26 protein-coding genes are annotated in these 26881 nt (G+C 70.8%); 15 read left to right on the plus strand and 11 right to left on the minus strand.

Translation table 11 applies throughout. From position 1 onward, the window contains the following. Positions 1–3: 3 nt before the first annotated feature. Entirely contained in the window at positions 4–624 is a 621-nt protein-coding gene (locus ACFYY2_RS32550; protein WP_104787723.1) for a DUF47 domain-containing protein, read from the minus strand. A gap of 221 nt (positions 625–845) precedes the next feature. Here ACFYY2_RS32550 and ACFYY2_RS32555 point away from each other — a divergent pair, with 221 nt between their 5' ends. Beyond that, complete coding sequence (locus tag ACFYY2_RS32555) at positions 846–1193, plus strand: metal-sensitive transcriptional regulator (protein WP_388749729.1); 348 nt, start codon at positions 846–848, stop codon at positions 1191–1193. A 15-nt stretch (positions 1194–1208) separates the two neighbouring features. On the opposite strand, the gene ACFYY2_RS32560 is transcribed toward ACFYY2_RS32555, so the two are convergent. Both ACFYY2_RS32560 and ACFYY2_RS32565 read right to left on the minus strand, forming a co-directional pair. Then, positions 1209–1424: a hypothetical protein gene (locus ACFYY2_RS32560; RefSeq protein ID WP_388749731.1), complete on the minus strand. Its 216-nt coding sequence runs from the start codon at positions 1422–1424 to the stop codon at positions 1209–1211. Between the two features lie 98 nt (positions 1425–1522). Further along, positions 1523–2416: a hypothetical protein gene (locus ACFYY2_RS32565; protein ID WP_388749733.1), complete on the minus strand. Its 894-nt coding sequence runs from the start codon at positions 2414–2416 to the stop codon at positions 1523–1525. A gap of 154 nt (positions 2417–2570) precedes the next feature. Here ACFYY2_RS32565 and ACFYY2_RS32570 point away from each other — a divergent pair, with 154 nt between their 5' ends. Continuing rightward, on the plus strand, positions 2571–2780 hold the full coding sequence (locus tag ACFYY2_RS32570) for a hypothetical protein (RefSeq protein ID WP_388749779.1): 210 nt from the start codon (positions 2571–2573) through the stop codon (positions 2778–2780). Between the two features lie 102 nt (positions 2781–2882). Here ACFYY2_RS32570 and ACFYY2_RS32575 read toward each other — a convergent pair whose 3' ends face one another. From ACFYY2_RS32575 to ACFYY2_RS32600, 6 genes are all read right to left on the minus strand, one after another. After that, a complete protein-coding gene (locus ACFYY2_RS32575; RefSeq protein WP_388749735.1) occupies positions 2883–5855 on the minus strand; it encodes a tetratricopeptide repeat protein in 2973 nt (990 codons plus the stop codon). A gap of 182 nt (positions 5856–6037) precedes the next feature. Next, positions 6038–6769 carry a phosphatase PAP2 family protein gene (locus ACFYY2_RS32580; protein ID WP_388749737.1) on the minus strand — a complete coding sequence of 244 codons (732 nt, stop codon included), beginning with the start codon at positions 6767–6769 and terminating at the stop codon, positions 6038–6040. A gap of 300 nt (positions 6770–7069) precedes the next feature. Then, positions 7070–8059 (minus strand): NlpC/P60 family protein, encoded by a 990-nt coding sequence (locus ACFYY2_RS32585; protein WP_388749773.1) that lies wholly within the window; start codon positions 8057–8059, stop codon positions 7070–7072. A gap of 115 nt (positions 8060–8174) precedes the next feature. Then, on the minus strand, positions 8175–8630 hold the full coding sequence (locus ACFYY2_RS32590) for a hypothetical protein (RefSeq protein WP_388749775.1): 456 nt from the start codon (positions 8628–8630) through the stop codon (positions 8175–8177). Positions 8631–8731: 101 nt separating this feature from the next. Continuing rightward, positions 8732–10525 (minus strand): alpha/beta hydrolase, encoded by a 1794-nt coding sequence (locus tag ACFYY2_RS32595; RefSeq protein ID WP_388749739.1) that lies wholly within the window; start codon positions 10523–10525, stop codon positions 8732–8734. After that, positions 10522–10902, minus strand: coding sequence for a hypothetical protein (locus tag ACFYY2_RS32600; RefSeq protein ID WP_388749741.1), 381 nt, complete (start codon positions 10900–10902; stop codon positions 10522–10524). Before ACFYY2_RS32600 ends, ACFYY2_RS32595 begins: the two co-directional genes overlap by 4 nt. 206 nt (positions 10903–11108) lie before the next feature. On the opposite strand from ACFYY2_RS32600, the gene ACFYY2_RS32605 reads away from it, so the two are divergent. After that, complete coding sequence (locus ACFYY2_RS32605; RefSeq protein ID WP_388749743.1) at positions 11109–11735, plus strand: histidine phosphatase family protein; 627 nt, start codon at positions 11109–11111, stop codon at positions 11733–11735. Between the two features lie 74 nt (positions 11736–11809). On the opposite strand, the gene ACFYY2_RS32610 is transcribed toward ACFYY2_RS32605, so the two are convergent. Continuing rightward, positions 11810–12274, minus strand: coding sequence for an ATP-binding protein (locus ACFYY2_RS32610; RefSeq protein WP_388749745.1), 465 nt, complete (start codon positions 12272–12274; stop codon positions 11810–11812). A 204-nt stretch (positions 12275–12478) separates the two neighbouring features. On the opposite strand from ACFYY2_RS32610, the gene ACFYY2_RS32615 reads away from it, so the two are divergent. From ACFYY2_RS32615 to ACFYY2_RS32665, 11 genes are all read left to right on the plus strand, one after another. Beyond that, complete coding sequence (locus tag ACFYY2_RS32615; protein ID WP_388749747.1) at positions 12479–13324, plus strand: helix-turn-helix domain-containing protein; 846 nt, start codon at positions 12479–12481, stop codon at positions 13322–13324. A gap of 161 nt (positions 13325–13485) precedes the next feature. After that, a complete protein-coding gene (locus ACFYY2_RS32620; protein WP_388749749.1) occupies positions 13486–16059 on the plus strand; it encodes a polysaccharide lyase family 8 super-sandwich domain-containing protein in 2574 nt (857 codons plus the stop codon). Between the two features lie 81 nt (positions 16060–16140). Then, positions 16141–16413 (plus strand): hypothetical protein, encoded by a 273-nt coding sequence (locus ACFYY2_RS32625; protein WP_388749751.1) that lies wholly within the window; start codon positions 16141–16143, stop codon positions 16411–16413. Further along, positions 16410–17309, plus strand: coding sequence for an aldo/keto reductase (locus tag ACFYY2_RS32630; RefSeq protein WP_388749753.1), 900 nt, complete (start codon positions 16410–16412; stop codon positions 17307–17309). The genes ACFYY2_RS32625 and ACFYY2_RS32630 overlap by 4 nt, the downstream gene beginning before the upstream one ends. Next, a complete protein-coding gene (locus ACFYY2_RS32635) occupies positions 17306–17938 on the plus strand; it encodes a DUF402 domain-containing protein (RefSeq protein ID WP_388749755.1) in 633 nt (210 codons plus the stop codon). Before ACFYY2_RS32630 ends, ACFYY2_RS32635 begins: the two co-directional genes overlap by 4 nt. A 355-nt stretch (positions 17939–18293) precedes the next feature. Beyond that, positions 18294–18602 (plus strand): hypothetical protein, encoded by a 309-nt coding sequence (locus ACFYY2_RS32640; protein WP_327122284.1) that lies wholly within the window; start codon positions 18294–18296, stop codon positions 18600–18602. Positions 18603–18785: 183 nt separating this feature from the next. Further along, a complete protein-coding gene (locus tag ACFYY2_RS32645) occupies positions 18786–19655 on the plus strand; it encodes a hypothetical protein (protein ID WP_388749757.1) in 870 nt (289 codons plus the stop codon). Next, on the plus strand, positions 19645–20979 hold the full coding sequence (locus ACFYY2_RS32650; protein ID WP_388749759.1) for a hypothetical protein: 1335 nt from the start codon (positions 19645–19647) through the stop codon (positions 20977–20979). The genes ACFYY2_RS32645 and ACFYY2_RS32650 overlap by 11 nt, the downstream gene beginning before the upstream one ends. After that, entirely contained in the window at positions 20976–22526 is a 1551-nt protein-coding gene (locus ACFYY2_RS32655) for an SCO6880 family protein (RefSeq protein WP_388749761.1), read from the plus strand. Before ACFYY2_RS32650 ends, ACFYY2_RS32655 begins: the two co-directional genes overlap by 4 nt. An 18-nt stretch (positions 22527–22544) precedes the next feature. Beyond that, positions 22545–23963 carry an ATP-binding protein gene (locus ACFYY2_RS32660; protein WP_388749763.1) on the plus strand — a complete coding sequence of 473 codons (1419 nt, stop codon included), beginning with the start codon at positions 22545–22547 and terminating at the stop codon, positions 23961–23963. Position 23964: 1 nt separating this feature from the next. Further along, positions 23965–25491 carry a type VI secretion protein gene (locus ACFYY2_RS32665; RefSeq protein WP_388749765.1) on the plus strand — a complete coding sequence of 509 codons (1527 nt, stop codon included), beginning with the start codon at positions 23965–23967 and terminating at the stop codon, positions 25489–25491. Positions 25492–25505: 14 nt separating this feature from the next. Here the strand turns inward: ACFYY2_RS32665 and ACFYY2_RS32670 are convergent, their stop codons facing one another. Beyond that, positions 25506–26054, minus strand: a complete 549-nt coding sequence (locus ACFYY2_RS32670) for a GNAT family N-acetyltransferase (RefSeq protein ID WP_388749767.1) — start codon at positions 26052–26054, stop codon at positions 25506–25508. Between the two features lie 247 nt (positions 26055–26301). Between ACFYY2_RS32670 and ACFYY2_RS32675 the strand changes: the two genes are divergently transcribed. Continuing rightward, positions 26302–26748, plus strand: a complete 447-nt coding sequence (locus tag ACFYY2_RS32675) for a cytidine deaminase family protein (RefSeq protein ID WP_388749769.1) — start codon at positions 26302–26304, stop codon at positions 26746–26748. Positions 26749–26881: the final 133 nt, after the last annotated feature.

The following is a 26881-nucleotide window of genomic DNA, read 5'->3' on the forward strand; positions in this document are numbered from 1 at the left end:
GGTTCAGGACTCCTTGACCGCGATGGTCTCCACGGTGTTGGCGACGTGTTCGAACGCGTCAGCCGCCTCTTCCAGCACATCCACGATCTGCTTGAGCTTCAGCACGTCCATGGCGTCGTACTTGCCGTTGAACAGCTGGGCCAGCAGCTTGCGGTGGATCTGGTCGGCCTGGTTCTCCAGACGGTTGACCTCGATCCAGTACTCGGTGAGGTTGTCCATGGTCCGCAGGCTCGGCATGGCCTCGGCGGTGAGTTCCGCCGCCCTGGCCAGGACCTCGATCTGCTGCTCGACACCCTTCGGGAGCTCGTCGATCTGGTACAGGACGACCAGGTCGACGGCCTCCTCCATGAAGTCCATGATGTCGTCGAGCGACGACGCGAGGTTGTAGATGTCCTCACGGTCGAACGGCGTGATGAAGGAGGAGTTCAGCTGGTGGAAGATCGCGTGGGTCGCGTCGTCCCCCGCGTGCTCCGCTGCCCGCATACGCTCCGCGATCTCGACTCGGGAGGCAGAATCCGCCCCGAGCAGTTCCATCAGGAGTTTCGAGCCCGTGACGATGTTGTCCGCGGAGGCGGAAAACATGTCGTAGAAGCTCGTCTCCCTGGGGGTCAGACGAAAGCGCACGTGGGGTCCTCGGGGTGCTTTGGATTCGGTCAGGCTGATGCTAGGCGCATCATCCGGCCACGGCTAACCGGCGTTCCTCAGTGTCGCGCATCGGGCACAGTGATCAGCACGGACCCCCGGTCACGTTTCGGATGGATTCGTTACCATATACCCACCAGGGGTATGTAGACGGTACAGAACGGCACGGACCCCGCAGGGCACGAGGACAACGGGAGGACCCCATGACCACCACCGAAGCCGCTGACGCAGCCGGTTCCGAAGCGGTCGTCACCGACCACGACCGCGGTATCCACGGGTACCACCACCAGAAGGAGGAGCACCTCAAGCGCCTGCGCCGCATCGAGGGCCAGATCCGCGGACTCCAGCGGATGGTGGACGAGGACGTCTACTGCATCGACATACTCACCCAGGTGTCGGCCTCCACCAAGGCCCTGCAGTCCTTCGCGCTCCAGCTCCTGGAGGAGCACCTGCGCCACTGCGTCGCGGACGCCGCCGTCAAGGGCGGGGACGAGATCGACGCGAAGGTCGAGGAGGCCACCAAGGCGATCGCACGGCTGCTGCGCACGTGAGGGCGGCGGGGCGCGTTATCCCCGGTGGCGGCCCTGGCGGGGGATGGACGGCGGCTGCTCGGCCGGACCACGACCGGCCCTGACGTTGAGCACCTCGTCGATCCGGTCGGCACTGAGCCGGTCCTCCAGCGCGTCCGAGGCCGCGATCATGAGCTCACCGCACAGTTCGATCTCGGCGAGGGCCACACAGTCCTGAGCGTTCGGAGCGCTGAGCGTCACCACCTGCGTCACCTCTCTCTGCCGTCGCCGACTCTGGCGCACCGACTCCCTAGCGTAGGGACCGCGGCACGCACCGCGCATGGCACGGACGGACCATTTCGGCCCCCTCCCTACGGCACTTCCGGGCCACTTCGCCCCTGCTGGACCCGGCCCGTGTAGAGATCCGCGTCCGGCGGCAGCTCCACGGAGACCGGGGCCCCGAAGCCGTACAGCAGCATCGTCGACACCACCGCCACCGGCGGACCCTCGGTCGCGAAGGTGAAGCGATGGCGCACCTTGCGCAGCAGACCCTTGTCGTCCAGATAGGCGTCGAACGGCACCGTGTCCGTGCTGAACCCTTTCGCCGCCGCAGTCAGCGCACCGCGCGAGTCCCGCGAGGCCGCCCGCGCCGCCTTCCCGATGTCCGCCGTGCCCCTGTAGTGCCTGACCTCGACCCCCGCCAGCTCGGTGCGCCCCACGTACGTCACGTCCGCCGCGCCGCGCAGCAGCTCGGCCGCGGCCGTCGGATCGGTCACACCACCGGTGACGAGGTTGCCGTCCTCCAGGGCCGTCGTGTCGATCCGCACCCACTTGTCGTCCGGGACCCCGGCACCGCGGTTCTTCATGTACAGCGCCCCGGGCGCCAGCAGCTCGGTGATCGGCCGGTGCCCGTCCGCCCCCGCCGCGTCCTTCGGCAGGACCACCTTGATCCGCCCCAGCTGACCGCGGAAGTCGTACGCCCCCTCTCCCCGGATCGTCACCCTGGTCCCGCCGGCCGCCGTCTCCATCGACGTCCGGGTCTCGGCACTGCCCGCGCGGACCAGCTCGTCCGCCGCCCGCCGGACCGCGTCGGCCGGGCTCCCCGCAGGGCCCTCCCGGGTCACGGCCCGCTCCCCGGCACCCTCCCCGTCGCCGTCACCGCCGCCGCTGCCCGAGCACCCGGTGCCGACCGTCATCACGCCGGCGACGGCCAGGGCGCACACAGCCAGTGCCCCGCCTCCGCACCTCTGCTGTCGCACCGCCATCGCCTGCCAACCCCCAACGACGTCCACCCGACCCGGTTCCCGCCCCCCTTCGCCTAACGACGGTCGGGGCGCCCCGTCACGCCGCGGAGGCCCCGCCGGAAGCCGATCGGCCCACACGCCGCGTCCCCGGGCGCCGTCCCAGTACCGTGGACGCGTGCATCAGGACCCCTCGGACCCCCTCGTCCAAACCCCCGTACACATTCCCCGGCAGGGGCCCGACGGGGCACACACCACGACCACGGTCGAACGCGGCTCGTTCTGCCTGGCGCGCTGCGCCTGCGGTTGGACCGGCCCCGCGAGGCGCTCCCGCGACAGGGCCCGCACCGACGCCGCGGAACACCTCACCGCGGCGAAGGACCGTTAGCGGAACCGTCGCGCGCCGGGACCGCACCGCACGAGCACCCCGGGAACCGTCACCCGCCCCACGCCCCCGCGTCGTCCGGAGACGGCCCGCTCAAGGGCGTGGTCAACGGTCACCGGCAGGCGCGTCGGCCCGTCGGTGCGGCCCCTGCGCCTCCCGCAGCCGGCGTTCGGCCCGCTCGACGGCAGGCCCCGCCGCGGGAAGCACCCGCGCCACGAACGCCAGCGCGTCGAACGTCTCCCGGACCGCGGCCTCCCCGCGCTCCAGACCGGCCAGCGCCTCGCACTGGACGACGGCCCCGTCCCCGTCGAGCTGGACGCAGCACAGGACGAGCAGACCCTCGTAGGCGTCCGCGGCGTCCTCCCCCACCCCGCCGGCGAGCTCGGCAGCAGCGCGGAAGCCGCGCTCCGCCCGGCCGAGGCGCGCCGCCGCGCCCTCGTGCCGCCCACCACCGCCGGCGAGCAGCGCGAGGGCGTACGTCAGCTCGTTCCAGCCGTTGTCCGGCTCCAGCTCCACGGCCCGCGCACAGTCGGCCAGCGCCTCCTCGTGCCTCCCCAGGCTCAGAAGGGCACGCCCCCGCGCCGCGAGGGTCCAGTCGGACGACGGATCGATCCCGAGGGCACGGCCGTAGTCGGCGACGGCGTCCTCATGACGGCCCATTCGCTCGAACAGCTCGCCACGGCCCGCGAGGGCCCAGCGGAACCCGGGGTCGATGCCGAGGGCACGGCCGTAGTCGGCGACGGCCTCCTCGTACCGGCCGACGGCCTCGTACGCCTGCGCCCTGCTGCCGAAGGCCCACGCGTACAGCGGGTCGATCTCCACCGCACGCGAGAAATCGGCGAGCGCCTCCTCATGACGGCCCATCCGCTCGAAGAGCCGCGCCCGGCTCCCGACGGCCCAGGCGTACTGCGGATCGATCGTGATGGCCCTGGTGTAGTCGGCGAGCGCCTCCTCACGCCGGCCCATCCCCTCGAGGAGCTGCGCCCGGCTCCCCACCGCCCACTCGTAGTCCGGGTCGATACCGAGGGCCCGGTCGTAGTCGGCGAGGGCATCGTCCCGACGCCCCAGGGCCTCGTACGCCTGCGCCCGGCTGCCGAAGGCCCACGCGTACAGCGGGTCGATCTCCACCGCACGCGAGAAATCGGCGAGCGCCTCGTCGTACCGTCCCAGGAGCCGGTACGCCTCCGCCCGGCTGCCGAAGGCCCACGCGTCACCCGGATCGAGCTCGACCGCGCGCGTGCAGGCAGCGACGGCCTCCTCGTAACGGCCGAGGACCCGGTAGGTCTCCCCCAGCCCGGCATACGGACGTGACGTGTCCGGCGCGAGCGCGACGGCCGCCGTGCAGTCCGCCAGCGCGCTCTGAGGATCACCCGCGACCCGGTACTCCCTGCCCCGGACCGAGTAGGCCAACGCCCGCCCCGCAGCGTCGAGTTCGGGAGCCGCCAGCAGGAGCGTCAGGGCCCCCGTCCCGGCCTCCTCCTCGTCCGCCACGGACTCCAGGCGACGGCCCCACGCCGTGAGGGCCGCCGAGTCGGCGTCGAGCCCGGCACGGCCGAGCGTCTGCGCCCAGCGCCGGTGCGTGGCGACGTCGAGACCGACGGCATGGACGGTCTGCCGCAGAGCGTCGGGCAGCGCGCCCCGCGGATGCGCGCACAGCCGGTGGTACGTCTCGTTGAGCCGGTGCTCACGCCACACCGCGTCCCCCCACCGGGCATCCGCGTCCGGCCCCAGTTCCGCCTCCGCGCCGAGACGCCCCCGCTCGAACAGCTCGGCCAGACGCGTGTGCGCCCGCCTCCACCGCTCGGGGGACCGGGTCCGCTGCAGCCGCAGCATCGCCGTCCGCACGACGTCGTGATAGCGGCAACGGCCGGCCTGCGGTGACACGAAGGCCAGAGCGCGGAGCCACGGATAACCGTCCGCCGCGGCCTCAGGGACGACCGCGGCGTAGATGTCCTCGTCCACCTGGAGGGGCAGCGCGCACGCCAGGGCGGCTTCACGGCGCTCCGGGTCGGGCTCCCACTTCAGGAACCGCTCGACCGCCGTCTCCGAGGGGTCCCCGAAACCGTCGCCGGCCCGCGCGTCGCTCCGGGCCAGCATGTCGACCAGCAGGGGCAGCCGGCCAGAGAGCCGGAGCACCAGCTCGACGCTCGGCCCGTCCGTCACCCCGTGGGCGGCGAGCAGCGTGCGGGCCTCGTCCTCCGAGAAGACCTCCAGGCACACCTCGGTGACCTGGCCCAGCCAGTCCCCCCAGATCCGCTGGTCCAGGCGGAGCTGCCCCGACAGCACGATCTGCACGTTGACGGGCAGACTGCCGTACTCCTCCCCGAACGCGATCGTCCGCAGCCAGGCGTCGAGGACCGGCCCCGTCCGCTCGTACACGTCGAAGAACAGCACCACCCGCTCGCACCGCTCCGCGACGTCGGCCAGGTCGTCGAGGAACACCGGGGCCAGGGCCGCGAGCGGATGCATCACCAGCTGTACGTCGTCATGGCTGCGCAGGCGCGTGTTCAGCATCGCCCGCAGCCTGTCCGCCCCCAGCGCCACCTGCTGCGGATCGACGGCCCCCACGAACGGCCCCGCCCCGGGCACCAGCCCGATCGTGGCCAGCCCCAACTGCGCGGCGACCGTGCTGGACGGCGAGGCCGACGGCACCGGTACCGCACCCGCGGCGTCGGGCGCGCCCGACGGGGGCTGGGGACCGGGCGCAGCGCTCTCCGCCTGGTACCTGCGCTGCCGGTAGGTGGCCAGCTGCCGGTCGAACCTCTTCAGCGGGTGGCCCTGCCGGCCCAGCCGCGCGCTGACCGCCTCCATCGCCCCGATCGCGTCGTGCACCTCGTCGTCCACGTACGACGTCACCACGGAGGCCTGCTCACGCGCGGCGGCCTCCCACTGACGCACCAGGGTCGACTTGCCCACACCGCCGTTGCCCCGCACGTGGAACAGGAACGGGAAGTCGGCGTCCTCGGGGTCGCGCGCGAACGTCTCCCGGAAGACGGCGAGCTCGCCCCTGCGTCCGACGAACCCCGCACCCCCGCGCCGCCGGTTGACCTCCTGCCGTGACGGCCGCCGCCCAGCCACACCCACCACCCCCGGATCCCCGCACATGATGCCCCGTCATCAGGGTTGCGGACAGGCACTCCGAACGATCGGACTCGGCCATTCTCCGAAATCCGCGAGGGACGACGGAACACGTGTGAGGGGGTGCCCCCTGCGGGACACCCCCTCACACCGTCGAGTCACCTCGCCGAGCTCCGCACGCCTCAGGCGGCGAGATCCTTCTCGCCGGGCGCGCCGCCACGGCCCGCACCCGGACGCGGCTCGGGAATCCCGCGGGACTCACCCGGTCCGCCGGCCCTCACGACGGGCCGAGCCGAGCGGACGAGCCTGCCGACCGCCCCGGCCCGGGCCACAGCGCCCACCAGGGGCGTCAGCAGCATCATCGCGAGCGGCGCGAGCAGCAGGGCCACCGCGGTACCGAGAGCGAAGCCGCCGATCACGTCGGTCGGGTAGTGCACCCCCATGTAGACGCGGCAGAAACCCTCCAGGAGCGCCAGCGCGATGGCCGCGAACCCGAACTTCCGGTTGGCAACGAAAAGGCCCACGGCGATCGCCATGGCCATCGTCGCGTGGTCGCTGACGAAGGAGTAGTCCGTCTTGCCCTTCACCAGGACGTCGAGCCCGCGGTGATCGAGGAACGGGCGCGGCCTCTCCACGAACCCCCGGATGGGGATGTTGATGAGCAGGGCGATACCGGCGGCCAGAGGCGCCCACACCAGCCCGGCGACCGCCGTCACCGAGTCCTCGGTCGTCCCGCGCCGGCGCACGCTCCACCAGCACCACAGGACCGCCAGGACCATGCCCAGCATGATCCCGTACTCACCGACGAACTCCATGACCCGGTCGAACCAGGTCGGAGCCGCCTTCGCCAGCCCATTGATGTCGTAGAGCAGGCTGACGTCGGGGTTCGACCCATCGAGTGCGAGTCCAGCCATCTGCTGCGGCCCCTTGCCTTGTCTGCTGCTGCGGCGCACAACGGTGTACGTCGCCTTGGTCGGACCCCCGTGGTCGGTGCGGAATCGGTGCCGCGGGACGCCATGATGCCCTGCCGCACGGCTGCCCCGGACAGCCACGCATGGTCAGTGCACATGCTGTCCCAGTCCAGGGAACGGTCTGATCGCCGCCCACGTTCCGCTCTCCACCGAATGATCACCATGACGTTATCGAAGAGTGACTCATCGTCGCAGCTCAGGGCCCAGGCTTCACGGAGAGTTCCAGCCACCGCCGACTCACCGTCAGCCGCCGGGGAGCGCGGTCGGGAGCGCCGCCGCGCCGTCCTTCGTCACCCTCGTCGCCCCGAAGTAGTCCGGCGTGTCGATCTTGTCGAACCGGATCACCGCCCCCGTGTACGGAGCATTGATCATGTAGCCGCCACCCACGTAGAGACCCACGTGATGGATGGCCCGGGAGTTGTTCAGATCGTCGGAGAAGAACACCAGGTCACCCGGGAGCAACTCGTCGCGCGAAGGGTGCGGTCCCGCGTTGTACTGGTCGTTCGCCACCCGGGGCAGCTCGATGTCGACCGTGCGGTACGCCGCCTGGGTCAGCCCGGAACAGTCGAACCGGCCGCCCTGGTCCGCGGTTCCGTTACCGCCCCAGAGATACGGGGTACCGAGCTTCTTCTGCGCGAAGTAGATCGCCCCGGCCGCCTGCTGCGAGGGCTGCACCCGGCCGACGGGCCGGGCGAAACTCTTCTCCAGCGACCGGATGATCTTGACGTAGTTCTGCGTCTCACTGATCGCGGGCACACCGCCGGACTGGATCACCCGGTACGCGCCGGCGTTGTACGCGGCGAGCATGTTGTCGGTGGGATCCCCCGGCACCTTCTTGACGTACCCGGCGATCTCGCAGTCGTAGGACGCGGCGGACGGGATCGCATCGGCCGGGTCCCACACGTCCCGGTCACCGTCCTTGTCCCCGTCGATGCCGTGCGTGGCCCAGGTCCCGGGGATGAACTGCGCGATGCCCTGCGCGGCGGCCGGACTCTGGGCACGGGGGTTCCAGCCGCTCTCCTGGTACAGCTGGGCCGCAAGGAGCGCCGGGTTGATGGCCGGGCAGAGATTGCCCCAGCGCTCGACCAACGACAGGTACCGCGCCGGCACGGCCCCCTTGGCCAGCCCTACGGCCCCGCTCGCCCCGGACATCCCGGCGGCGGCGGAGTACGTGCCGACGACGAGCAGGGCGATGAAGCACAGGCCCAGCCCGATCCCACCGCCGAGGAACACCCAGTATTTCCGCACCCCCCAACCATCCCCCATTCGGGCGCGGTTCACGTCGTGATTCGCTGGTGTGTACGGGTGGAAGGGGGCATGAGGGGGCGTCAGGGGCGGCTACCGGGGGTCAGGGGGCGCCGGCGGACCAGAAAGCGGAGCGGATGTCGGGGCGCGGGATGTGCTCCTGCCCCTCGTAGGTGGGCGCGGTCGCCTCGGTGGTGGACTCGGCCACCTCGGACTCCTCCACGCAGGGGGTGTCGACCTCGAAGAACACCTGGCCCTCGCCTCCGACGATCAGGCTGACCCCGAACCCGTCCTTCGTCTGGGCGAAGATCGCTGGAACCTCGGGGTCGTTGTTGATGGACTTCATCCGGTAGCCGCTCGCGCGCCAGGCACGATCCACGACACCGAGGAAGCTGCCCCGACGTTCCGCGGAGATGATGGTCATGACCGCGCGCCTCCGGGTGACGTCGCAGCTTCCGGTGGTGGTCGGCCCGTGAGTCCATCGAACCTCCGGGTCGATATGCGCGAACATATCGTCAAGGATCCCGTCGGCCCGAGTCGCAGCTTCCTGCATATCCATTTCAGGTTTCCCACTTCCGTCGAAAAGAACGGGCGCATTCGAACAGCCAGCGACCCCGCCCGCGACCAGCAGCGTGGCAAACAGGGCTACAGAAATGCGGTTCATCGATACTCCTGGGGTTTCACCCGTTCGGAATGACCAGCCGAAATCAGCGCAATATTGTTCGCAGACGCTGGATCGCGAACAGGGTCAAAGTATTGTGAATGAGCTCCGATGGAAGGCCCGCTGGAGCCTACGAGACCCGGCCCGTCGTCAACACGAAATCGCCGCGCCCCAAACGACGCACTCGCCGGGTCCCTACCGAACCAAAGGTCATCGTCTCCCTGGTCAGCAGCATCTCCAGCCAATACGGCAAGTGGACCGAGTGAGCTCGTGGCGATGCCGGCAACTACCTGCCGCTTCGAAGGCATCAGCGTCACGACGTCATTTTCCGCGGCGCCGACAAATACATGCTCCGAACCGACCCCGAGATCTTCGGCACGATCCACCCCTACCCCCGGGCTCCCTACAAGGACAATGTCGTCGACCCCTTCAAGTCCGCCCTCTTGCTGCGTGGCCGCACCGACCGTTCGCGAGCCGTAGGAGTGCCCAATGGCTGTCAGGTGAGGATCACTGTGTTCATTCGTCGCAGCTAGACCGGCCGTAAACTCACCCAATCGCCTCCCGCCCTCCTGCGCCCTGCTCTCACCTGCGACCGCCAGGCTGCTCAGCCCGTCGATGGCTTGAGGGGCGTCGTAGCCGAGCCAAGCAATCGCCGCGCTCGACGGATCGTGGTACTGCGATCCAATCGCCGTGTCTCTGGCCCGCTTGAGGTCACCTTCGGCGAAACCCTTGTCCAAAGACGTGTTCAAACCCGGCACATAGGTCGACACGTTCCTGGCCGTATCCGGATTGCCGAACGAAACAATCGCCCGCCCGTTTCCCTCGTCGCTGACGCCGAGCAGGAACATGGGCGGCTCGCCGGGCTTGCCCCCCGCCCCCAACTGCCGCTCGATCTCGCGCAGTCCCGCCAGCTGCGTGACCGACCGGTCGTCGTCACTGCCCACCAGCTTCCCGATCAGCAGCTGCAGGTTGTCCCGGTTGGCCGCGTCCCGCACCAGGGCCGGGATGCCGTCCAGGTTGCCGATCCGGTCCGGGTACACCGCGAGGTACTCCTCGCGCTGCTCCTGGGTCAGGCCCGCCCACCAGTCGCGCCGCTCGGCCGGCGTCGCGTCGCGCGGGATGGCGTCCTGCAGATACGCGCCCGCCGCCTCCCTTACCGCCCCCGCATCACCCGCGGCGTCCTTCCAGGTCGAGTCGGGGACCGTCAGGCCCTCCTCCGCTTTCAGCCGGCGCAGGATTCCCGCGTACCGCCAGTCGATCTCGGCCGCCGCCCGCACCGCTCCCGTCACCCGGTCCGCGATGTCCTGCGCTTTCGCCGCGTGGGGGTTCGGGGCGACGAGGCCCGACGGCGGGTTCAGCGCCGGGGTCCCGTTCGAGGCGGCCGTGCCGCCCTGGAGCGGCGCACCGTCGACCAGGCCCTCGCCCGCCGCCGGATACGTCACCGACCCGTCGGCGTGCACGGTGTACTTCAGCGCCGCCGCGTCGTCCAGCGCTTCCGACAAGGCCCGCTGCTGGAACTTCAGTTCGTGGGCCAGGGAGTTCAACGTCGTACGCAGGAGTCCGCACTCGGTGTAGACGTACTGGAAGTTCCGCCCGAGCCTGCGCAGCCGCGCGACCGCCGTCCGGGCCGCCTCGCCCTCCTGCGCCGCGCGGAGCCCGGTCAGCAGGTGCTGTTCGATGCGGTCCCGCGCGGCGTCGGCCCGGTTGCTCGACCTGCCCCAACCGTCGGCGGCACCCTCCAACTCGGCGCAGTCGATGTCCCGTAACTGCGCCCAGGTCAGGGCCCGCGTCACCGGCCCTCACCGCCGCGACGCGCCTCCGGCACGAATGACGAACGGACAGCCTCGTTCGTGGCGCCCTGGGCCTGCGCGACGGCTCGCAGCCTGTCCGCCAGGCCGCCGCACTCGCCCCGCGCCGCCTGGATCCGCCGCTCCCAGGACTCCCGTACCGCCGCCAGTTCCGCGAGGGCGGACAGCTCCCCGGCCGTGGGCGTCAGCCCCTGGTGCGCCGTCGCCAGCTCGCTGTGGACCGGCCCCAGGTGGGCTACGAGTTCGTCCGCCCCCGCGGCCGCGCGCAGCCAGGGACCGTCGCTGTGCCTCAGCACGCCTCCGGACCCACCGCCGGCGGCCGGCCCCCCGGCCAGTGCGCTCAGACTCTCCACCGCAGCCATACCGCTCCCCGCTTCTGGATCATGGAGCGGCACTGTGCCAAACCCGGCGTGGCCGACACGCCGGGCGCGCCCGCTCCATGGGGCCGTGCACCCGCCCCCGTAAGGAACGGCCCCGCATCGACATCACCCGAACGCGCGACCCGGAACCGGGCCCGGGGCACCCGTCGTCCCCCTCGGCGTCCCCCTGACCGGCCGAAAGGGCACCCATGACCAGCTCCGCCACCCGCTACCTCTACGTCGCCCGGCACGGCGAGGCGTCCGCCGACGAGACCGAGCTGACGGAGAACGGCAGGCGCCAGGCGTTCCTGCTGGGCGAACGGCTCCGGGACGTGCCGCTCGCAGCCGTCCACCACGGCCCGCTGCCCCGGGCCGCACAGACGGCCCGGCTGGTCCACGAGCAGCTCCGCGGGGACGTTCCGCTGCGGGTCGCCGAGGAGGCCGGGGACTACGTCCCGTACGTCCCCCGGCGCGCGGAGCTCCCGGAGGAGTCGGCGGACCGCCTGCTCGCGTTCGTCGCGCAGGTGCCGGAGGACGAGCGCACGCGTGGGCCCGAGCTGACGCGCGCCGCGATGGCGAACTTCACCGGGTGCGCGGAGGGCGACGAGCCGCGCCACGAGCTCGTCGTCACTCACGCGTTCCTCGCCGCCTGGCTGGTGCGGGATGCCCTGGACGCTCCCGCATGGCGCTGGCTGGGTCTCAACCACTCCAACGCCGCGCTGACGGTGATCCGCTACACCCCCGGCAGGCCCGCCGCCCTGGTCGTGGTCAACGACATGGGCCACCTCCCGGAGGAACTGCGCTGGACCGGCTTCCCCCCGGAACTGCGCATATGAACCGGTAGGCCGCCCCTGGGGCGCACGCGGCGCGGGCGGTCCCGCCGCGTACAGACGCCCGCGGGGGCTCGTCGTCACTCCGGCAGGTCACTCCACCAACAGTCCGGTTTCCCCGTGCACTCGACCCAGAGGACCTTGCCGCCCTGGCCCGGCAGCCCGCCCCGGACCGGGTAGGCGCCCCAGCTGTCGGCACACTGCCGTACGAGCCTCAGCCCGCGCCCGCACTCGTCCAGGAGGCCGGGCTCGCGCGTCTCCCCGCCGCAGAACGGAGCGGGGATCCGCGGGTTGCTGTCCCACACGCCGACCCGGACCCGGTTCCGACCGGCACCGCGCAGGCGGAGCGAGTAGGGCCCGGTGGAGTGACGGTAGGCGTTGGTGACCAGCTCGCTCGCCAGCAGCTCGGCGGTCTCGACCAGATCCCCTATCCCGTGCACCACCAGCACGGTACGCAGCGTCGCGCGCGCGATACCGGGCCCACGGGGATCCTGCGGAAGTTGGAGGGTGTACGCCCAGGGCGGCGATACGGTGGCGGGGGTCATGGAAGTCTCCGTTCGCGGAGCAGAGTTGGGATGTGCATGTCGCATGACCCGGTGACGAGGCCGCTCCGTCGAGCGGGGTACTTCCGGGCAGGTGGCCTGATTCCCAAGGTAGCCAGGTTTGACTAATGAATTAGCCGAAAGGCGAGTAATGAGTGAACTCCCACTCGTGTGGGTGACGAGGCGTTCAGGGAGGCGAATCAACACGTGAGAACCCGCCCGACAGGTCGTCAACTCCGCCTCGGCAGCGAACTGCGCAGGCTCCGTGAACGCGCCGGTCTGACCGCGACGCAGGCCGGTGCACTCCTGGGCGTGAAGCAGAACCAGATCAGCAACATGGAGGCCGGGCGGGTGGGCGTGAGCCCCGACCGGGTCCGGGCACTGGCCGACCACTACGCCTACGTGGACCAGGGGGTCATCAGGGCCCTGTGCAACATGACCGCCGACCGCACGCGCGGCTGGTGGGAGGAGTACCGGGAGATCCTGCCCTCGCCCCTCCTCGACCTGGCCGAGATCGAACACCACGCCGTACACCTGCGTACGGCGGTCACCGTGCACATCCCCGGACTTCTCCAGACCCCCGAGCACGCCCGCGAGGTGCTCCGCCAGGACGTACCGGAACTGTCACCCCCCGAGGTCGAGCACCGCGTCTCCTTCCGCATCAAACGACAGGCCGTCCTCTTCCGCGATCCGCCCACGACCCAGCGGGTCGTCATCCACGAGGCCGCCCTGCGGATGCGGTTCGGCGGTCCCCAGGTGGCCCGCCGGCAGCTCGCGCACCTCCTGGAGATGAGCGAGCGCGAGCACGTCGCGCTCCAGGTGATCCCGTTCTCGGCCGGCACCCTCGCCGGGTCGGGCCAGTCGATCTACTACGCCCACGGACCGGTGCCGCAGCTCGACAGCGTCAACCTGGACCAGGCGCACGGCCCCGCCTTCCTCGACACGGAGGCGCAGCTGGAGAAGTACCGCGTCCTGCTGAACCGGATCGAGGCCATCGCGCTCCCACCCGCCGCGTCCCGCGACTTCGTGAACGACGTCCTCCGGGGCCTGTGAGGAGCCCGGGTCCATGAGAAGCCCCCGGTCCGCGAGAAGGCCGGAGTCCGTGTGGAGACCGGAGTCCGTGTAGACCGGCCGCGGACTCCGCGCCATTGACAGCGCCGTGACCGGGTTGTTCGACTGGTGGGTACACGCTTACCGGACCCTGGAGCGTACTGGTGGAGCTCTCGCGTCGTTCCGCACTGGCCGCGATACCGGCGGCGGCCCTGTGGGTCATGGCCGCCTCCGCCCGGGCCGGGGCCGCTCCCCCGCCCGGCTCCGGCCCGGCGGCCTCGGGAGCCCCGACGGACGACGCCGGGACGATCCTGCGCAACACCGCCGCGATCCTCGCCGGTACGCCCGAGTCCAACGCGCGCCCCGAGGTCGCCCCGAAGATCGCGTCCCTGCGAGCGACGGCGTGCACCCGGCTCGCGGCGATGGAGGCCGCCGGCCCGGACGAACTGTTCGCGGGACTGCCCCTCGGCACCAGCGACACCGGGCTCAGCACGACCTACCAGTACCTCTACGAGACGGCCCTGGCCACCTGCGTCCCCGGCACCGACGCCTCCGGCCTCAGGAACGACCCGACCGTGCGACGGCGCGTCATCGACGGACTGGCCCGGCTGCACGACGAGTACTTCGGAGACCAGGCGAAGGGCTACTACGGCAACTGGTTCCACTGGGAGATCGGCATCCCGGGTCACGTGAGCCGGACCCTGGTCCTCCTCCACGACGACATCGCGGTCCGGCGGCCGGACCTCGCCGCGACGTACACCGCCTCCATGGACGCGTACCTCCGCAACGGCAAGGGCGGCGACGTCGACCTCGACTCCCGCTTCCACACCGGCGCCAACCTCGCCGACATCACGACGAACCGGATGCTCCAGGGAGCCGTCCTCGGCGACGGTGCCCGCACGGCGAAGGCGGTAGCCGACCACCTGACCGTCTTCGCGACGATCGACCCCTACGACCTGCGGCACGGAGTCACCGACGGGTTCTACGCGGACGGCTCCTTCGTCCAGCACGCCTCCGTCGCGTACACCGGGTCCTACGGCAAGGGCCTGCTCACCCGCATCGTGCAGACGCTGAAAATCCTCGACGGGACCGGCCACGTGTCCACGGACGAGCTGGCCGAGGTCGTCCGGACCTGGGTGACCGACGGCTTCGCCCCTCTGGTCTTCGAGGGCTGGATGATGGAGATCGTCAAGGGACGCGCGGTCTCGCGGCCCGGCACGGGCTACGCGGACGTCACCGGAATCGTGGAGGCCGTCGTCGACCTCTGCGCCCACACGGCGGGCGACACCGCGGCGGCACTCGCGGGCTACGTCAAACACGTCCGCGAGACGTCCAAGGCGGGACTCGACCCCGTCACCTTCGTCTCCCCCGTCAGCATCGCCCGCTACGCCGACATCCTGGACTCGGCGGCGCCGGCGAAGGACCTCGGACCCGCCGCCTCCCACACCGCGTTCAACGCGATGGACCGGACCGTCCACCGCCGGCCCGGCTACGCCTTCGCGCTCGCGCGCAGCTCCGACCGCATCAGCACGTACGAGTACATGAACGGCGAGAACCTGATGCCCTGGTTCCAGGGCGCCGGCGCCCACTACCTCTACCTCTCCGGCGCGGACCAGCGGCAGTCCTACGGCCTCGACCACTTCACCGTCGTCCCGCCCCACCGCCTCGCGGGCGTCACCGCCCCCGTCGAGGACCGCCGGACAGTCCCCGAGCTCTACGGCACCCTCTGGTACGACAACCCGGAGCGGGGCTTCACCTCGTCCTCCGAAGCACAGAACACGTTCGTGTACTTCCCTCGCGGCACCGGGTCCTTCTCGGGCGGCGCCCGCCTCGGCGCCTACGGCGTGGCGGGCCACGTCCAGTCCGACGACGCCGCGTACACGGCGCAGCGGGCCGGCGAACTCCCGGACGACTTCGTGGCGTACCGGGCCGCCCGTGCCACCACCTCGTGGTTCATGTTCGACGACGAGATCGTCGTGCTCACCGCCGGTGTGACCGGGGAGTCGGGCCGCGCCGTGACCACCACCGTCGACACCCGCATCGCCGCCCCCTCCTCCCCCGTCACCGTCAGCGGCGCCCTGCACGACGGAACGCCCTGGCAGCGCACCGGCACCGCCCCGCCGGCCTGGCTGCGGTACGCCGACACCGGGCAGGGGACGGCGGTCGGATACGTCTTCCTGTCCGGCCCCGCCCCGACGGTCGCGCTCGACACGGTCACCCGCAGCCGGCGGACCGTCCGCCTCGCCAACCCGGACACCCCGGTGACCAAGCAGGTCTTCACGCTGTCCTACGACCGGGCGGCAACGGAGCCCCCGGCTTCCATGGCCCACATCATCGTGCCGAACGCCTCCGAGGCTCAGCTGGCGTCCTACCGCCACGGCCCTCCGGCCGTGCGGGCCAACACCGTCCGGCTGCAGGCCGTCGCCCACGCGGGCCTGGGCATCCTGGCAGCGAACGCCTTCTCCGCAGGTACGCACCACGTGAGCGGTCTGTCCATCGACGGCCCCGCGTCGGTGCTGGTACGGCGCACCGCCGACGGCACCTGCGCGATCTCGGTGTCCGACCCCACCACCACGCGCAGCACGGTGTCCGTCACCCTGCACGGCAGACCACTGCGGGTCCGCTCCACCGACACCGGGGTCCGGGTCCGCCACGTCCCCGGCGGCACCCGCCTCGACGTCACGACCCACCACGCCTATGGCCGCAGCCTCACCGCCGTGCTGGCACAGCAGCCCTGACGACCGATCACACGCCGGGCCGGGCAGGCCGCACCCGAGCACGCGCCCCGGTGGATCGGCCGCCGCGTACCCTGCACCACTGTGATCATCTGGCTGAACGGCACTTTCGGCGTGGGGAAGACCACCACGGCCAAGGAACTCACCTCGCGCCGGTGGAGACTCGACCACCTCCCCGCCCACCGCGCCGCCGCGCTGCCCTGGCTGCGACGCGAGGCGACGGCCATCGACACCACCGCCGTACCGGCCTCCCGGGTCGCGGAGATCATCATCGAGCACATGTCCAGCACGCGACCGGACAGCCCGTCAGATATTGCTGGGGCGAGCCGGGAAGCCAGTGACAGAATCCGACGATGACCTCATCGGTGGAAACGATCAACGCATCATCGGCCGGCACCTGGCAGCTCGGGGACCTGACCGTCAACAGGCTCGGCTTCGGCTCGATGCGCCTCCCCCAGAACGGCGCGGCGTTCGCCGACGGAGTACCCAGCGACCGAAACCGCGCCCTGGGCGTCCTGCGACGGGCCGTCGAGCTCGGCGTCAACCACATCGACACCGCCGCCTTCTACTTCTCCCCGCTGCGGTCCGCCAACGAGCTCATCAACAGCGCCCTCGCCCCGTACTCCGACGACCTCGTCATCACCACCAAGGTCGGCCCGGGCCGCGACCCCTGGGGCGCCTGGCACTGGGCCACGCCGGATCAGCTGCGCGGCCAGGTCGAGGAGAACCTGCGCCAGCTCGGCCGCGATCACCTCGACGTGGTCAACCTGCGCCTCGCACCGAGTACGGCCGGCACATCCATCGCCGAGCACTTCGGCGCCCTGTCCGAACTCCGCGACGCAGGCCTCATCCGCCACCTGGGCATCTCCAACACCTCGCCGGAACAGCTGGCCGAGGCGCGGACCATCGCCCCCGTCGTCTGCGTACAGAACGCGTACAGCATCGACTCCCCGGCCGAGGACCACGCCTTCCTGCGGTACTGCGGCGAGGAGGGCATCGCCTTCGTGCCGTTCTTCGCCATCGTCGGCAAGGGCCGCGAAGGCGGTGCCACCGGCACCGAGAGGGACGAGGTGCACACCGTCGCCCGCACCCACGGCGTGACGCCCGCCCAGGTCAGGCTGGCCTGGACGCTCCACCAGGGGCCGCACGTCCTGGCCATCCCCGGCACCGGCAACCCGGACCACCTCGCCGAGAACGTGGCGGCGGCCTCCCTGCGGCTCACCGCCGACGACCTGGCACTCCTCACCCCGTGACCGGCGGGATCCTCCGCTGGAACCTCTTCATCGGCGGTCACCTGAGCTCCTCCGTTCCCGTACGCCTCGTCGAACGCACGGACGAAGGGCAGTTGCTGTGGCTGCGGACCGGCACCCCCATGTGGAGCACGGACCTGCCCGGCGGCGCCCACCTCCGGGACGTCCCGCCCGAGGAGCGGCCCCCGGACGGTTACCCGCTGAAGGCCGGCCGGTGGCCCATGGGCAGCGCGCTCATCCACCAGCCGGCCGCAGCCGGTCACGCGGTGTTCTGGTTCTTCGGACGACGGAGGAGGTTCCGCGGCTGGTACGTGAACCTGGAACACCGGCACCACCACGGCTCGGACATCGACGTCGTCGACCACGAGCTGGACATCACCGTCGCCCGGGACCGCACATGGCGATGGAAGGACGAGCGGTCGTTCGCCGAGAAGACCGGCCACCCCTCCTACTGGTCGCCGGACGAGGCCGCGGCGATTCGCGCGGAGGGCGAACGCGTGGCGCGCCTCGCCGAGGCGAGAGCCTTCCCCTTCGACGGCGCCTGGTGCGACTTCGAGCCACCTTCGCACTGGACGGTCCCGCCACGGGCGGAGCCGCCCGCACGAAGCGTTCTCGGACCTCCGGGCCCGTGACGCCTTCCCCGCCGCACACCTGACGACGCGTCGGCCGGAAGCCACCGGCGCAGTCACGGCTCTCGAACAGCGCGTACGAACGCCTCGCGGCCCGTGAACGCATCGACCGCATCCGGAACCATGGCCACCGTCGTTGCTAGCGGTCACACCCCGTGATACACAGAGTAACCATGCATAGGCGCGCAGATCCTGACACGAGCCGCAGGTCAGGGCGGCTCTGCCGGTCAAACGTGCGAGATCCGGGTAAAGAGACCCCGGAAGGCGTCGTGCGATACCGGTTTCATCAGCGAAGATAGAGACCTGCCCGCGCCACACGGCGTGGGCTGCGAACTACCCAACAGGGGCGGTGACTTACATGATCCTGTCAGCGGAAAAGGGCGATATCACCACCATCATCGGGGGAATCGCCCCGAACTGGGGGCCGTTCGGGACCCTGGGCAATGAGGCGCGCATCATGATCGAGGTGGTGATGGCCGTCGCCATCCTGCTCTGCCTCGGCATCGCGATCTGGGGAGCGGCGAAACAGCGCATCGGCGCGACGGCGCTGCGCGACACCTTCAGCGCGGAACAGGGCAAGGGCCTCATCGTGGCGGGCCTGACCGGCGTCTTCATCATCGGATCGCTCGGCACGCTGTTCACCATCGTGTACGGGATGGCCGTCTGACCTGGCGTCAGCACGTCGCCCCGGCCCGGATCGCCCGGCCCCTCCCACACCATCCGTCCGTCGTGCCCACCGGCAGAGGTTGCGTCCCCTGATGTCGAGTCACCACACCGCGCTCACGCGCAGACCAGCAGCGCTACCGTCGTACCACGCGGAACTGCAGACGGCTGAGGGGGCGTACGCGGCATGAGCCAGGGCGACGAGCGCGGTTACGGCGGCAGCGAGCCCGGCGGCCGCTCGGACGATGCATACAGCACCCTCGGCGGGACGCGCCAGACCCGCACCCGCATGCACAGAGGCGGCGAGGACCCCGACGGCTACGGCCGGCGCCCCGCCCGAAACTCGCGCTCACTGATCATGATCGTGGGCGTCGTGGTGCTGCTGATCGCGGCCATCGCGTTCGCGAACCAGGGCGGGGGCAGCGACGGGGACCCCGGCAAGGACAAGAAGCCGGACGCCGCCGGCGCGGGCCCCACGACGCCGACGGGCACCAAGCCGGTCCAGGGCAGGAACGGCACCATCGCCTTCGGCTTCGCACACGACGAGCAGGGGGCGCAGAGCGCTGCGGCGAACTACGCGGCCGTCCTCGGCTCCGACGGCATGTTCAACGCCGATAAGCGCAGCAACATCGTCCGATCGATCGCAGATGCCAGCAAAGTAAACGAACTCCAGGCTGGTTTCGATGCTGATTACTCCGACCAGTTCATTGCCGGGCTCGGGCTCAACGCGGATGGAAGCGCCCCGACGGGCTCGACGTTCGTCAACCGCACCCTCCCCGCCGGTACAAAGACCAAGTCCTACTCAAACACCACGGCCCAGGTCGACGTCTGGTGCTCTGGCCTGTTCGGACTGACCGGCGACAAGTCCACGAAACCCGTGACCAATGGCTGGTTCACCGTTTCGATGACCCTGAAGTGGGATGGGACCGACTGGAAGATCCTGGAGACCGGCCAGACAGAGGGTCCGACTCCAGTGACTGGCGACAACCCCGTCTCCGGATCCGATGAGATCGCCGACGCAGTGAACGAGTTCGGAGGGTTCACCTATGCCCGGTAGTCATCGAAACCGCGTGCGCTCGATCGCCGTCGTGTGGGCCGCCCTGCAGACGTCAGCGATTGTGTTCGCCACCCGCGCGGTGGCGGCACCCAGCCCTACCCCGTCTCCGTCCAACAGCAACGACCCCTGCCAACTGATTGCTGGTCCAGCACGGGACTATTGCGACGGTGGAGAGGGTGCATCCCGCCGCACTCCCGCCGTCACCGACGACGCCCTCGATCCCCTCTCCTCCCTCGCCCGCGGCTGCGCCGACGCCGCCGCCTACCTGGTCGGCAAGCTCAGCGAGGCCGTGGAGAGCACGGCGACCGTCGACTTCACCAACTCCACGTTCCGCACCCAGTACGCCGTGGTGTTCGCGGCGTCCACCATCCTCACCCTGGTCCTGTGGCTGTTCGCCGTGGCCAAGCGCGCCATCAGGGGGGTGCCGTTCACGACGGCGATCTCCGAGGCCGTCGGCTTCCTCTGGCTCACGGTCCTGGCCTCGGCCTTCACCCCGCTCATCCTGTACGTGGTCGTCTCGGCCACCGACGGCGTCACCGAGGTCATCTCGACCGCCACGGGCGGGCAGACCGACGTCTTCTTCGGGTCGTTCGCCGAGGCGCTCAAGAAGGGCAAGGACATCGGCGGCGGCCCCATCATGCTGATCGTCGTCTCCCTGGTCTCGATCCTCGCCGCCGGAATCCTGTGGCTGGAGCTCGTCATCCGGGCCGCCCTGCTCTACGTCGGCGCGCTGCTCGGCGTCGTCGTGTACTCCGGACTCGTCGACAAGAACATGTGGGGCCACGTCCGCCGCTGGGCAGGCATCATGATCGCGGTGATCATGGTGAAGCCGGTCATCGTCATCGTGCTGGGCCTCGCCGGGGCGCTCTCGGCCGACGACGGGCCCAACGCCTTCTCGGCCGTCGTGTCCGGGCTCGCGATCATCCTGCTGGCCATCTTCGCCTCAGCCATGATCTACCGCTTCGTGCCCGGTTTCGGCGACGAGATCCAGGGCGCCCGTACCAACCGCAAGCAGGCCACCGACGGCTCGCAGGCCGCCGCGCTCATCAGCTCCCCCGCCGCACTCGTATCCCAGGGCATCAAGACCCACAGCGGCCGGAGCGGAGGCGGCGAAGGCGGGGGCGGAGGCGGCGCGCGCCCGGCCAACCAGGTCAGCGGCGGTGTCGCCGCCCACAGCTCCCGCAACCAGGGAGGCGGAGGCGCCGCACCCTCGCCCCGCAGCGGATCCGGGCCCACCTCCGGCACCCCCCACGGCAGCCGCTCCCCACGAGGGGGCGGTTCAGGCAGCACAGGTAGCACGAGCACAGGAGGTGGAGGGCGTTGACGATCCAGTCCCACACGATCGCGCCCCGCCGCACGTATCTGATCGGCCGCGCCCGGCCGAACGCGATCGTCGGCAAGAACCGTGAGACGGGCGAGATCGCGCTGATCATCGCCGGGGCGTTCCTCGGCATGATGAGCGGCCTCCTCGTCCCGGCCCTCTCCCTGCGGATCGTCTCCCTCGTGGGCTTTCCCATGCTCGCCCTGGCCGTCGTGTACGTCCCCTACAAGGGCCGCACCTTCTACAAGTGGTTCGAGATCAACCGCAGCTTCAAGCGCACCCTGCGCCGCGGCACGGCCTACCGTTCCGCCGCCATGGAGGCGGGCGTGAGCGCCGACGGACGCGAGGTCGAGATCGGACCGCCGCCCGGGATCGGCAGGATCAGTTGGCTCGCCGCACCGTTCGGCCCCGACGAGATCGCCGTGCTGCTGCACGCCGACCGCCGTACCGTCACCGCGGCCATCGAGATCGAGGGCCCCGGCGTCGGACTCCGCGACAGCGAGGACCAGGAGGCCCTGGTCGACCGCTTCGGCACCCTGCTCAAGCACGTGGCCAACGGCGACGGATTCGTGACGCGCCTCCAGATGCTGGCCCGCACCCTGCCCGCCGACCCCGACGCCCACGCGAAGGACGTCGCCCAGCGCGGCGACCGGAACGCGCCCGGCTGGCTCCAGGACTCCTACGACCAGCTCCAGTCGATGGTCTCCACCTCCAGCGAGCAGCACCGCGCCTACCTCGTCGCCTGCATGCACTACAGCCGCGACCTGGCAGCCGAGGCCAACGCCATGGCCCGTGCCATCCGCCCCCAGGGCGGCCGCAAGGTGGACCGCGACGCCGGGCTCGCCGTCGTCATGGCCCGCGAACTGACCGACATCTGCGCCCGCCTCGCCGAGGCGGACATCCGGGTGCGCCAGCCGCTCGGGCAGAGCCGCCTGGCCTCCCTCGTGCACTCGATGTACGACCCGGACCACCCCATCGACCACATCCAGGCCATGACCAAGCGCAACGCCTGGCCGGCCGAACTGGACGCCGTCGAGCCGACGTTCCTCCAGGCCAAGACCCGCGAGTCCACGACCCGCGCCCCCTGGTGCCACGCCACGGCCTGGGTGAAGGAATGGCCGATGACCCCGGTCGGCGTGAACTTCCTGGCACCCCTCCTCGTCCACACCCCCGACGTGATCCGCACGGTCGCCGTCTGCATGGACCTCGAACCCACCGAGATCGCCATCGAGCGGATGCTGACCGAGAAGACCAACGACGACGCCGAGGCGAGCCGCCAGGCCAAGATGAACCGCACGGTCGACCCGCGCGACATCGCCGCCCACGGCCGGCTCGACCAGCGGGGTGAAGATCTCGCGAGCGGCGCGGCCGGGGTGAACCTCGTGGGGTACATCACCGTGTCGTCCCGGTCCCCCGAAGCCCTCGCCCGCGACAAGCGGACGATCCGGGCCTCGGCCGGCAAGTCGTACCTGAAGCTGGAGTGGTGCGACCGTGAGCACCACCGGGCCTTCGTGAACACCCTGCCGTTCGCCACCGGCATCCGACGCTAACGAGAGGGCAGTCACGCCATGCGAGATCCGCTGTCCGCCTTGTCGGATGCCTTCACCGCCTTCCTCTTCGGCAAGGTGGAGACGACCCGGCTGCCCGTGCGCACCTCCACCGGTCAGGCCCAGGCGGTCTACCTCCCGACCGCCGCGCCCGGCCTCGGCGACTCCGGCGTGATCATCGGGCGTGAGGTGTATTCGGGCAAGGGCTACATCTACGACCCGTTCCAGCTGTACGGACAGCAGCTCCCCGCCCCGCACTGGCTGGTCCTCGGCGAGTCCGGCAACGGCAAGTCCGCACTGGAGAAGACCTACGTCCTGCGTCAGCTCCGCTTCCGCGACCGCCAGGTCGTCGTCCTCGACGCCCAGGGCGAGGACGGCGTCGGCGAGTGGAACCTGATCGCCGAGGAACTGGGCATCACGCCCATCAGGCTCGACCCGACGGCGGCGCTGAACGACGGGATCAGGCTCAACCCCCTCGACCCCTCGATCACCACGACGGGCCAGCTCGCCCTGCTGCGCACGATCATCGAGGTCGCCATGGGCCACGGCCTCGACGAGCGCTCGGGTTTCGCGCTCAAGGTCGCCCACGCGTACGTCAGCGACACCATCACGGCCCGCCAGCCCGTGCTGATGGACATCGTGGAGCAGCTGCGCCACCCGAAGCCCGAGTCCGCCGAGGCGATGAACGTCGACATAGACGACGTACGGGCCTGGGGCCTGGACGTCGCCCTCGTCCTGGACCGCCTCGTCGACGGTGACCTGAGGGGCATGTTCGACGGCCCGACCACCATCGGCATCGACCTCGACGCACCGCTGATCGTCTTCGACCTCTCGCACATCGACCGCAACTCCATCGCGATGCCGATCCTCATGGCGATCGTCGGCGTCTGGCTGGAGCACACCTGGATCAGGCCCGACCGGAAGAAGCGCATCTTCCTCGTCGAGGAGGCTTGGCACATCATCAACTCGCCCTTCGTGGCCCAGCTCTTCCAGCGCCTGCTGAAGTTCGGGCGACGCCTGGGGCTGTCCTTCGTGGCCGTCGTCCACCACCTCAGCGACGTCGTCGACGGAGCTGCGGCGAAGGAGGCCGCCGCCATCCTCAAGATGGCCTCCACCCGCACGATCTACGCCCAGAAGGCCGACGAGGCCAGAGCGACGGGCAAGGTCATCGGTCTGCCCAGGTGGGCCGTGGAGATCATCCCGACGCTGACCCCCGGCATCGCCGTGTGGGACGTCAACGGCAACGTCCAGGTCGTCAAACACCTGATCACCGAGGCGGAACGCCCCCTGGTCTTCACCGACAGGGCCATGACCGAAGGATCGGCCGTGGACCTGCTCCCCGAGGACGTACGAGCCGCGGAGCTGGAGGCGGAGCAGCGGGCGGCCCACATCGAGTACCAGCAGCGGGTCAACGAGTCCTCCGAGTCAACGGTGGCATGACATGGCACGCCAGGCACCATCCGGCACAGGGCGCGGCGGACAGCAGGGCGGCATCCCGGACGGCCTGCTCGTCGGCCTCCTGGCCTTCCTCTTCGGGCTGACGGTCCTCGCATGGACGGCCACCGGACTCGCCGGGCTCTTCACCCACGGTTCCTGGCCGCACGCCGTCACCTTCACACGCACACCGCTCGCCCTGCGCGCCCTGGCCGTGCAGCCCACGGACCTGCCGGGGGCGTGGCCCGACACCCCGGCCGGAGAGCTCTCCGGACACGGCCTGTTCTGGGGCCTGTTCATCGGCGAGGTGATGGTCCTGCTGGTCCTGACCGTCTTCGCGGCGGGTGTGATCACCCGCTGGCGCATGGTCAGGAAGCGGCGCGCCACCCACCCGGAGGCGTACGCACCCGCACGGGACAGCATCCATCGGGAGACCGCACCCGCGCCCGCACCTGAGGCCGTACACCGGCAGCCCGCGGCCCACGAGCACCGTCCGGCCGGCGCACTCACCCCGGCCGCACCGGCCCCCACGCCCGGCGCGGCACCCCCCGCAGGGGCGCACGCACCGGAGCCGACGGCACCCGCCTTCCCCGCGCCCCGCAGCCCGCACGTCGTGTACGGCGTGTCCGCGATCCGCCGCCCCACCGCCGTCCAGGCCATCAGGGACGCGGACGGCCCCGCACTGGTCGTCACCTCGGACCCCACCGTCTGGGCCGAGACGAAGGACGCCCGGAGCAAGCTCGGCCCCGTCCTCGTCTACGACCCCGGCCACCTCTGCGACACCCCGGCCAGGCTCCACTGGTCCCCCACCGCCGGATGCGAGGACCCCGCCGTGGCAGCCGCGCGCGCGACCGCGCTGCTCACCCCCGTACGCCCCCCGGCCAAGGCGGACGCCGCCGTCGCCGACACGGCCGTGACCCTCCTGCAGTGCTGGCTGCACGCCGCCGCTGTGGACGGCCGCCCCTTCCGCCAGGTCCACCGCTGGGCGTCCGGTGCCGGCGGTCAGGAACCGGTCCGCTTGCTGCGCACCCACCCGAAGGCGGCCTCCGGGATCGCCGGACTGCTGGAGTCCGCCCTCACCGCCCATCCCGAACGCCGCGAGATGGCGCAGGAACTGACCGTACGGACCTTCGCCGCCCTCTCGTCCGTCCACATCCGCGAGGCCTGCACCCCCAATCGAGCTGATGCGCTCACACTGGAATCTTTTGCACGGGAACTGGGCACGCTCTATGTGGTCGGTGAATCCATCGAGGATCCCCGCCACCACCCCGGTGCGATGCCCCTGCTCACCGCACTCGCCTCGCACGTGGTCGAGCACGGCCGCCGCATGGCCGCACGGTCAACCGACGGTCGGCTCGACCCACCAATGACGCTCGTCCTCGACGACGTCGCCGCCGTCGCTCCGCTGCCCCGGCTTCCGGAGCTCCTGGCGGCCGGCCAGGACCGCGGAATGCCCGCCCTGGTCCTGCTCCGCTCCCGCGAGCAGGCCCGGGCCCGCTGGCAGGAGGAGCTGCCGGCTCCCGGCACACGCTGACCGGGCACCGGCCCTCACCGGCGCATCTCGAACTCCAGCTCCAGCGCCCCCGGGTCACCCTCCAGTCGCACCGTGCGTCCGGTCGGGACGAAACCGATGCGGCGGTAGGCGGCCGCGGCCCGCGCGTTGGCCTCGTGGACATACAGCCGCACCCGCTGCACGGGTGGGCCGGTCAGTGACCACGACCACTCGACCGCCTCCCGGAAGAGGGCGTCCAGCACCCCGTGCCCCCGGTGACCGGGCCGCACGAACACACCCACCAGATGCGTCTGGTCGCACTCCGCGGCCTCTCCGAACCCAGGCTCGTAGGCGGGACGTTCGACGAGTACCGACACCGTCCCCGCCCAGCTGCCGTCCGGCGCCTCGGCAATGAACTGACGGGACAGCCGGCCCTCGACGGCGTCGGCGGTCCGCTGCTGCCAGAACTCGTCCGGCCTGGCCACCGCCCGCTCGTACGTCTCCAGAAAGGCGATGGGCGCCACCGGGTCACGCAGTGCCGCAAGACGGATCTCCCGGGCCGGTTCCCACTCCCCCGCCCGCACGCCGCGAATCTCATAGTCCATGCGCCGATGGTGCCCCGCAGTCCCCCGCCGGGCAACCGAGTTGGGACGCGCCGGTCAGCCGCCCGTTCCAGGCCGTTCCAGGCCGTTCCTGGCGCGCTAGACGGCCGCCCCGGAGGCGGGCCCGCCGGGATTCTCCGTGGCCAGCGCCTGGTTGAGGCTGATGAAGGGCCGATATCGGGTTGCGCGGCACCGGTCGCCTGGGAAAGCCTCATCCGACACCTCACGACACCTCACGAAGGCGAAGAAGATGACGGCACAGGCCGCGCACGTCGACCATGAGCTCATCCAGGCCGCGGCCGAGGTCGCACGCACTCGCTGCCGAGGTGACAACCACACCATGGCGGCTGCGGCCCGTATCGAAGACGGCCGGATCGTCACCGCGGTGAACGCCTATCACTTCACCGGAGGACCCTGCGCCGAACTGGTCCTCATCGGTGCGGCCGCCGCGCAGGGCGCCTACGAGCTGACCACGATCGTCGCCGTCGGTGATCGCGAACGGGGCGTGGTTCCCCCCTGTGGGCGCTGCCGTCAGGTCCTCCTCGACTACTTTCCGGCCCTGCAGGTCATCGTCGGGGCCGGCCCCCGGCTCCGAACCGTCTCCATCACGGACCTTCTCCCCGAGAGCTACGTCTGGGCCGATCACCAGCTCGACAGCGAGGAGACCGGGGAGACCGAGCCGCCCGGCAGCAGCTGACGGCGCCCGTCAGAAATGAGCGGAGCGGTCTCCGGCTCGGTCCGGGAACGCAGAAAAGCCCCGTGCCACAAGGGCACGGGGCTTTCCCGGAATAATTGTTCGGCGGCGTCCTACTCTCCCACAGGGTCCCCCC

Origin of the sequence: Streptomyces sp. NPDC001822 (genome assembly GCF_042892135.1) — a bacterium.
Classification (GTDB): Bacteria; Actinomycetota; Actinomycetes; order Streptomycetales; family Streptomycetaceae; genus Streptomyces.